We start from the raw sequence: 7,787 nt of genomic DNA on the forward strand, positions 1-7,787 counted from the left end.
AATAAAAAGGAAGCTTCCTTTATAACTTACAACTCATAAATCGAAAAGCCCCTATTTCCCTCAAGTGGATATTTTAACTTCTACTTCTATTCCTGTAAGTCTTAAATCTTATGTCTTATAAATTATAACTTATCACTCAAAACTTACAACTTACAACCCGCGTTAGGGATAGTAGTGGAAATCCTTTTGTAGAAATTGGATTTTCCTGTAATCACTTCCAATTTTCTTCAACAAATGATTGCAACGGATAGCCCGACCGAAGGGAACGCTATAATAATACGCATTTGAATGAAGAATTTTTATATATTTAGGTTTTAAAGTAAACAGGATATGAAACCATTTAATGTGCGTGTATATGCGTTATTGGAACACAAGGGAAAGGTATTGGTGATTCACGAGCCGTTTCAGGGAGAGTTAATTTATAAGTTTCCTGGCGGTGGATTGGAGTTTGGTGAAGGAACAAAAGATTGTATAAGGAGAGAGATAAAAGAGGAATTGAATTTGAAAGTAGAAGTTCATGAACATTTTTATACACAAGATTTTTTTGTGCTGAATGCTTTTGATCCGACAGAACAGGTTTTATTGATTTATTATAAAGCGACAATTACAGAGAAAGCATTGGATAAATTGAAAGTTTTGGATGCAGATATCAACGAATTGTTATGGTTATCCAAAGAAGAGTTAAATGCTGAGAAATTTACGTTAGATGCGGATAAAGTGGTCGTTGATTTGTATAAAAAAGAAAACTTCGAATCTTAAGACTCGAAGTTTATTATTTTTTGATCATCAAAATACTGTATAACGGCGTATTTCATTAACAAGGTTTGTTCATTTGTTTTGAGAGGTGGTAAATCTTCCAACAACTCAAAATGTGGCCAACCATCAGGATCTAATCCATCGAAACGATAAAAACCAAAAGGTTCTAACACGCGACAAACTGCAATGTGTAATAAATTGAGTTTATCATCTTTTTTGAATCGTTTTTTTCCTTGTCCTAATTCTTGAACACCGATCAAAAAAAGAATCGTATCTAAATCTGGTCTTTCACCGTCTGTGAAATTTTGTTGAAAGAATTCTTCAATCAGTTTCCACTTGTTGGTGTTTGATGATGATTCTTCTGTAATTTTTGATATATCCATTTAGAATTTACGTCCTTTGTGACGCATATGTGGGTTTTGTAATTGCGAATTACTTACGTTGAAACGTTTCATTTGATCATTCATCATTTTGATTTGATCTGTAAACATTCCTTTCGAATCGTTTTTCTTCGCTTCTTTAATGTAACCTTCCGCTTCTTTCTTTTTACCTTTTGACATTGCAGCTCCAGCCAAAGATAAATTAGCCATTGCTCTGTCATGATCAAACGATAAACCGTAGTTTAAGGCTTCTTTCATATATTTTTCTGAAACCGCTACATTGTCCTGCGCTTCAGTAATTCCCATCATGTAGTGGTAATATCCCATTTGTTTAGGAATTAATTCTGATGATGGATTTTTGATCTTTTGTAACCATTTTTTCGCTTTTGCCATATCCTCTTTACGTAAAAACCAGAAAGCTAACAAGATGTTTTCGTTTCTGAAATAGAATAAAATTGGAAATACAGTGACTAATAACGAAACAAATCCCCAACCGTATTCGCGAATGGTAAACAAAAAGATTGCTAAAACGATTAATACAGCGGCGATTACTAATTTAATGTATTTGTTCATCGATTATAAATATGATTTGATATTATCTGCAATTTCGATCATTTTCTCGGCAGATAATTGAAGTTTTGGATTTGAGAAATTGATATCTTGCATTGTATTTAGAGGAACCAAATGCACATGTACATGTGGTACCTCTAAACCAACAACAGCTACGCCAACGCGTAAACAAGGTATTGCTTTTTCTATAGCTTGTGCAATTTCGTAAGAAAAGTCCATTAAACCTAAATAGGTTTCTTTGTCTAAATCGAAGATTTTATCGACTTCTTTTTTCGGGATAACCAATACATGACCTTCTACCAAAGGAAAAGCGTCCAAAATAGCGATGTACTTATCGTTTTCGGCAATTTTGTATGATGGTATTTCTCCGTTTATAATTTTAGTGAAAATGCTTGCCATATGTTTTTAATTTTTGAAATCTTAGTCCAAAGATATTTCTAAAATTTCAAAATTTAAAGTCATTCCGTTAGGTAATGTAATTTCTGCAACTTCTCCAAGTGATTTTCCTAACAATCCTTTTGCGATTGGAGTATTCACAGAGATACGCATTTTAGCTAAATCAGCTTCAGATTCAGGTACCAAAGTGTACACTAATTCTTGTCCGTTCGCTGTATTTTTTATTTTAACTTTTGATAATATTGATACTTTAGAATGGTCTAATTTAGATTCATCAATTACGCGTGCATATGCTACAACTTCTTTCAATTTAGCAATTTGCATCTCTAACATTCCTTGAGCCTCTTTTGCAGCATCATATTCTGCATTTTCAGATAAATCTCCTTTATCACGCGCATCAGCAATTTGTTGCGAAATTTTTGGACGCTCAAAAGTTTCTAACTGATGAAGCTCTTCACGCAACTTTTCTAATCCTTCTTTCGTTACATATTGTATATTTGCCATAACAACAATGTTTAATTAATTTTTTATTAAATAGGTCTTATAAAATAAATAATCCTACACATATCGTAGATATGCGCAGGACTATTCTATTTTTCTATTACAAAGATAGTAAAAAATATATACCAATTTAAAAATGAAAGAGTTTATTAAAACGATTCTAAATAAAGTTTTATTTTCAGGTGCACTTCTACTAATTTTTCAATCATGTAATACAGATGATGGAACGGTAAATTGTGTCCCTTTAACTACTATTGGCGCTTCTATTAATCCAAATTTAATTGAGTTTGCTGATCTTAATTCAAGAGGATGGGTTTATTTAAAAGGACCATTAACTGGAACAAGAGGTATTATTGTTGTGCGTACTGCATCAGGTTATAAAGCGTATGATCGTAATGCGCCACATATTTGTCCAGCAGAAAAGACTACATTAATTGTAAAAGAAGATTTTTTTATAGAATGTGAGGCTGACGGGGCAAGATGGATGTTAACTGGTAGTCCTGTAAGTGGTACAAAAGCTGACAGACCTATGAGAGAGTATCAGGTTTTTGTTAATCAAAATGGTGTGATTACCATAACGAATTAAAGATTATAAATAATTGAATTATATTTACAAAAAAAATTGGAATTATGATCTAATACTATGCATGCATAAATAAATTAGATTATTTTTGGATCAAATTATTTTTAAAAAAAGATAATTTCGTTGTAAAGATTACTCAAATCCATTATTTTTGGTAAATCAAAATTTTATCAATTAAAAAATATTAATAATGAGCATTATTTCGCATATCCATGCAAGACAAATTTTAGATTCTCGTGGTAACCCAACTGTAGAAGTAGACGTGTATACAGAATCAGGTGTTTTAGGTCGTGCAGCTGTTCCATCAGGAGCATCTACAGGAGAATATGAAGCAGTAGAATTACGTGATGGTGGAGACTTGTACTTAGGTAAAGGAGTTTTGAAAGCTATCGAGAATGTAAATGAAGTGATTGCTCCAGAATTAATTGGTTTTTCTGTTTTCGAACAAAATTTAATCGATCAAGTAATGATTGATTTAGATGGAACTGAAAACAAAGCTAAATTGGGTGCTAATGCAATTTTGGGTGTTTCTTTGGCGGTTGCAAAAGCTGCAGCAGAAGAATTAGGTTTACCATTGTTCAGATACATAGGAGGGGTTAATGCAAACACATTACCAGTTCCAATGATGAATATCGTAAATGGAGGTTCTCACTCTGATGCGCCTATTGCGTTCCAAGAATTCATGATTATGCCTGTTCAGGCAGCATCTTTTTCTGATGCGTTACGTAAAGGAACAGAAGTTTTTCATGCATTAAAGAAAATTTTACACGATCGTGGTTTATCTACAGCTGTAGGTGACGAAGGTGGTTTTGCACCAACTTTTGATGGTACAGAAGATGCTTTAGATACTGTAATTTCCGCAATAGAAAAAGCAGGTTACAAAGCAGGTGAAGAAATAATGATTGCATTAGATTGTGCATCATCAGAATTCTATCACGATGGAAAATATGACTATACAAAATTCGAAGGAGAGAAAGGAGCTATTCGTACTTCTGCAGAGCAAGCAGCTTATTTAGCAGAATTGACAGAGAAATATCCAATTATTTCTATCGAAGATGGTATGGATGAAAACGATTGGGAAGGTTGGAAAATCTTAACAGATAAAATCGGTAAACGTGTTCAAATTGTTGGTGACGATTTATTGGTAACGAATGTAACTAAATTAGAAAAAGCAATTGATGCTGAAACAGCAAATTCTATCTTAGTAAAATTCAATCAAATTGGTACGTTAACAGAAACGATCAAAGCAGTACAAATGGCGCAAAATGCACGTTATACAGCAGTTATGTCTCATCGTTCTGGAGAGACAGAAGATGCTACAATTGCAGATTTAGCTGTTGCTTTGAACACAGGACAAATCAAAACAGGTTCTGCTTCTCGCTCTGATCGTATGGCGAAATACAACCAATTATTACGTATTGAAGAGATTCTTGGAGAAACTGCAATTTTTCCAGGGCTTAAGGCTTTTAAAATTAAGCGATAAAATAATTTGAGACTGATATTTATCAGTCTCAAATTAATAAAAAAAGTGTAAATTACGCAATAAATAATATAAACTATAAAATGTCAGATAAGGTAATATTAAATTACAACGGAAATGAGTTGGAGCTGCCTGTTACAACTGGTACAATGGATGAAAAATCTATTGATATTTCCAAGTTAAGAAGTGCGACTGGATTAATCACAATGGATCCAGGTTACAAAAATACAGGGGCATGCGAATCTAAAATTACATTTTTAGATGGAGAAGAAGGTAAGTTGATGTACCGTGGATATCCTATTGAACAATTAGCAGAGAAATCTTCTTTCGTAGAAGTAATGTATTTGTTAATCAAAGGAGAATTACCTACACAAGCTGAATTAGATAAATTTATCGCTGATATAAATGAGTATAACTTTGTGTCAGAAGATTTAATCAAAATCTTAGATGCATTCCCAAGTTCTGCCCACCCAATGGGAGTATTAACTTCTTTAACAGCTGCTTTATCAGCATTCAACCCAAAAGTTGTAGATGTTACTTCTCCAGATGATATGTATAAAGCGGCAGTTACTTTATTAGGTAAATTCCCAGTATTAGCGTCTTGGACACAAAGAAAAATTAAAGGACTACCAGTTAACTACTCTAACGATAAATTATCTTATGTAGAAAACTTTTATCAATTATTATTCAAAAAACCAGGTCAAGAATTAGACTTAGATCCAGTTATTATTGATGCAATTGACAAATTATTAATCTTACACGCAGATCACGAGCAAAACTGTTCTACATCAAGTGTACGTTTAGTAGGTTCTTCTCATGCAGGTTTATTTGCTTCTATCTCTGGAGGTATTTCTGCATTATGGGGACCATTACACGGAGGTGCTAACCAAGCAGTATTAGAAATGTTAGAAGCGATCAAAAATGATGGTGGGGATGTTGAAAAATACTTAGCTAAAGCAAAAGATAAAAACGATCCATTCCGTTTAATGGGATTTGGACACCGTGTTTATAAAAACTTTGACCCTCGTGCGAAAATCATCAAAGTAGCTGCGGATAACGTTTTAGAGAAATTAGGAATCAATGATCCTATTTTAGATATTGCGAAAAAATTAGAGCAAGCTGCTTTAGAAGACGAGTATTTCAAATCAAGAAACTTATATCCAAACGTAGATTTCTATTCAGGAATTATCTACAAAGCGTTAGATATCCCAACTGAAATGTTTACAGTTATGTTTGCTGTTGGACGTCTACCAGGATGGATTGCACAATGGATGGAAATGCGTGAAACAAATCAACCAATTGGTCGTCCTCGTCAATTATACACAGGAACACCATTACGTGATTACGTTGAAATTGAAAAAAGATAAGAATTATCTTATTCATCATACAATCCGAAAATCAAACTTTGATTTTCGGATTTTTTTTAACAATTAATTTTTAGAGATTGTTTGTTTAAAATATGTTAAAACCTTATTTTTAAGTAAATTAAATTTTGTAACCATGAAATTTGAGAAAATACATAATAAAGGTCAAGCGCAAATCTTTGAAAACAAATACCTCGAAATGTTGACAAAAGGTCATCCCGCAGTTATTTGGGGAATGTACATTCCTCTACTTTCCTATTGTATTTATTATGGTATTTATAGCTACGACTTATCTACAATAACAGTTATTTCAATTTTTTTTGGTGCGATGCTATTTTGGACCTTGTTCGAATATTTTGCGCATCGTTATCTTTTTCATTGGACAGCCGAACAACCAAGTCTAAAACGAATTGTTTACATTTTTCACGGAAATCATCATCATTATCCACGCGATAAACAACGTTTGTTTATGCCTCCAGTTCCAAGTATTCTTTTGGCATCAATCATTTTCTTGATTCAATATTTAATTTTAGGGAAATATGCCTTTGCTTTCTTTCCTGGTTTTATGATTGGCTATTTATTGTATGCATCTATGCATTATTTGATTCATGCTATTGCACCACCTTTCAAGTTTATGAAACCACTTTGGCGTAATCATCATTTGCATCATTATAAAGACGAAGAATTAGGTTTTGGCGTTTCCAATACGTTTTGGGATCGTATTTTCGGAACAATGTTCGACCTAAAGAATGAAAAAGAAGACAAAGAAAAAGTAAAAGAATTGATGTTTGAGAAGAAAAGTTAATTTTTCGTATCTTCCGTCAAATTAATCACACATATAAAAATGAAAAAATATACTTTACTTGCAATTGGATTACTTGCTTTCAATCAAGCAAACGCGCAATATTCAAAAGAAAATCAAAAGAAATATGTCGAAGAATTAGCTTCTGATGCTATGCAAGGTCGAAAATTTGGAACACCAGAAAATCGATTGGCTGCTGAATTAATTGCAAAAAAGTTCAAAGAAAATAATCTAAAACCATGTGTTGGTGATTCGTATTTAATCGAATTTGAATACAATGGGAAAACAGGACAAAATGTTTGCGGAATCAAAGAAGGTAAATCGTCTGATATTTACGCTGTAGGTGCACATTTTGATCATGTTGGAACAAGTGATAAAAGCGAAGATAAAATTTTTAATGGAGCAGATGATAATGCGAGTGGAACATCGGCTGTAATGGCGTTGTCTGATTATTTTAAGAATAAGAAAGTGAAGCAAACCATGATGTTTATAGCTTTTGATGCTGAAGAAATTGGATTAATTGGCTCTAAAATGTTGGTTGAAAATCCGGATTTCCAAAAATATTTACCGCAAATGAAAGTGATGTTGAATTTAGAAATGATTGGAACGGTATCTGCTTTTGGCGAAGGTAAAGTGTATATGACAGGAAGTGATCGTTCGGATTTGATGGAGATTATGAATAAAAATTCTTGCAAAACGTTTAACGTAGAGCACGATCCTTATTTACAACAGCAATTGTTTTTCCGTTCAGATAATGTAAACTTTGTCAATCATAAGGTGGTTTCTCACTCACTTTCATCGGTCAATATGGAAAATCAACATCATTATCATCAAGTTAATGATGAAATTTCGGTGATTAATTTTAAAAATCTTTCAACAATCACAAAAGGAATTGGACGTAGCTTAAATAAAATGATGAAGAATAATGAAGCACCAAAATATTTAAAATAAAATT

At 32.7% G+C, this 7,787-nt stretch carries 10 protein-coding genes; 6 read left to right on the plus strand and 4 right to left on the minus strand.

The genetic code is table 11. The annotated features are described in order from the left end of the window. The first annotated feature begins 330 nt into the window (after nucleotides 1-330). The gene (locus B3I31_RS06020) at nucleotides 331-759 is read left to right on the plus strand and encodes an NUDIX hydrolase (RefSeq protein ID WP_286496393.1); all 429 of its coding nucleotides are present in this window, start codon (nucleotides 331-333) and stop codon (nucleotides 757-759) included. Here the strand turns inward: B3I31_RS06020 and B3I31_RS06025 are convergent. From B3I31_RS06025 to greA, 4 genes are read right to left on the minus strand one after another with little or no spacing between them, the layout of a single operon-like run. Next, nucleotides 756-1,139: a hypothetical protein gene (locus B3I31_RS06025; protein ID WP_219035367.1), complete on the minus strand. Its 384-nt coding sequence runs from the start codon at nucleotides 1,137-1,139 to the stop codon at nucleotides 756-758. The two genes, B3I31_RS06020 and B3I31_RS06025, sit on opposite strands and share 4 nt — an antisense overlap. Further along, nucleotides 1,140-1,709, minus strand: a complete 570-nt coding sequence (locus tag B3I31_RS06030) for a tetratricopeptide repeat protein (RefSeq protein WP_221856627.1) — start codon at nucleotides 1,707-1,709, stop codon at nucleotides 1,140-1,142. It lies immediately after the preceding gene. Between the two features lie 3 nt (nucleotides 1,710-1,712). Further along, nucleotides 1,713-2,105 (minus strand): HIT family protein, encoded by a 393-nt coding sequence (locus B3I31_RS06035; protein WP_114999218.1) that lies wholly within the window; start codon nucleotides 2,103-2,105, stop codon nucleotides 1,713-1,715. A 21-nt stretch (nucleotides 2,106-2,126) separates the two neighbouring features. After that, nucleotides 2,127-2,606 (minus strand): transcription elongation factor GreA, encoded by a 480-nt coding sequence (gene greA / locus B3I31_RS06040; protein ID WP_019976987.1) that lies wholly within the window; start codon nucleotides 2,604-2,606, stop codon nucleotides 2,127-2,129. 133 nt (nucleotides 2,607-2,739) lie between these two features. On the opposite strand from greA, the gene B3I31_RS06045 reads away from it, so the two are divergent. The 5 genes from B3I31_RS06045 to B3I31_RS06065 all read left to right on the plus strand — a co-directional run bounded on the left by B3I31_RS06045 (nucleotide 2,740) and on the right by B3I31_RS06065 (nucleotide 7,783). Beyond that, complete coding sequence (locus B3I31_RS06045) at nucleotides 2,740-3,189, plus strand: hypothetical protein (RefSeq protein WP_291059312.1); 450 nt, start codon at nucleotides 2,740-2,742, stop codon at nucleotides 3,187-3,189. A gap of 187 nt (nucleotides 3,190-3,376) precedes the next feature. Next, nucleotides 3,377-4,669, plus strand: coding sequence for a phosphopyruvate hydratase (gene eno, locus B3I31_RS06050; RefSeq protein ID WP_291059314.1), 1,293 nt, complete (start codon nucleotides 3,377-3,379; stop codon nucleotides 4,667-4,669). 80 nt (nucleotides 4,670-4,749) lie between these two features. Next, a complete protein-coding gene (locus B3I31_RS06055) occupies nucleotides 4,750-6,033 on the plus strand; it encodes a citrate synthase (RefSeq protein WP_291059316.1) in 1,284 nt (427 codons plus the stop codon). Nucleotides 6,034-6,166: 133 nt separating this feature from the next. Continuing rightward, complete coding sequence (locus B3I31_RS06060) at nucleotides 6,167-6,835, plus strand: sterol desaturase family protein (protein ID WP_286496397.1); 669 nt, start codon at nucleotides 6,167-6,169, stop codon at nucleotides 6,833-6,835. A 39-nt stretch (nucleotides 6,836-6,874) separates the two neighbouring features. Next, complete coding sequence (locus B3I31_RS06065; RefSeq protein WP_291059319.1) at nucleotides 6,875-7,783, plus strand: M28 family metallopeptidase; 909 nt, start codon at nucleotides 6,875-6,877, stop codon at nucleotides 7,781-7,783. Nucleotides 7,784-7,787 lie beyond the last annotated feature (4 nt).

It is taken from the genome of Empedobacter sp. UBA3475 (assembly GCF_002378465.1).
GTDB lineage: Bacteria > Bacteroidota > Bacteroidia > Flavobacteriales > Weeksellaceae > Empedobacter > Empedobacter falsenii_B.

Excerpts from the sequence above, each read along its gene's own strand:
- B3I31_RS06020 (WP_286496393.1), top strand. The coding sequence starts at position 331 with ATGAAACCATTTAATGTGCGTGTATATGCGTTATTGGAACACAAGGGA.
- B3I31_RS06025 (WP_219035367.1), bottom strand. The coding sequence starts at position 1,139 with ATGGATATATCAAAAATTACAGAAGAATCATCATCAAACACCAACAAG.
- B3I31_RS06030 (WP_221856627.1), bottom strand. The coding sequence starts at position 1,709 with ATGAACAAATACATTAAATTAGTAATCGCCGCTGTATTAATCGTTTTA.
- B3I31_RS06035 (WP_114999218.1), bottom strand. The coding sequence starts at position 2,105 with ATGGCAAGCATTTTCACTAAAATTATAAACGGAGAAATACCATCATAC.
- greA (WP_019976987.1), bottom strand. The coding sequence starts at position 2,606 with ATGGCAAATATACAATATGTAACGAAAGAAGGATTAGAAAAGTTGCGT.
- B3I31_RS06045 (WP_291059312.1), top strand. The coding sequence starts at position 2,740 with ATGAAAGAGTTTATTAAAACGATTCTAAATAAAGTTTTATTTTCAGGT.
- eno (WP_291059314.1), top strand. The coding sequence starts at position 3,377 with ATGAGCATTATTTCGCATATCCATGCAAGACAAATTTTAGATTCTCGT.
- B3I31_RS06055 (WP_291059316.1), top strand. The coding sequence starts at position 4,750 with ATGTCAGATAAGGTAATATTAAATTACAACGGAAATGAGTTGGAGCTG.
- B3I31_RS06060 (WP_286496397.1), top strand. The coding sequence starts at position 6,167 with ATGAAATTTGAGAAAATACATAATAAAGGTCAAGCGCAAATCTTTGAA.
- B3I31_RS06065 (WP_291059319.1), top strand. The coding sequence starts at position 6,875 with ATGAAAAAATATACTTTACTTGCAATTGGATTACTTGCTTTCAATCAA.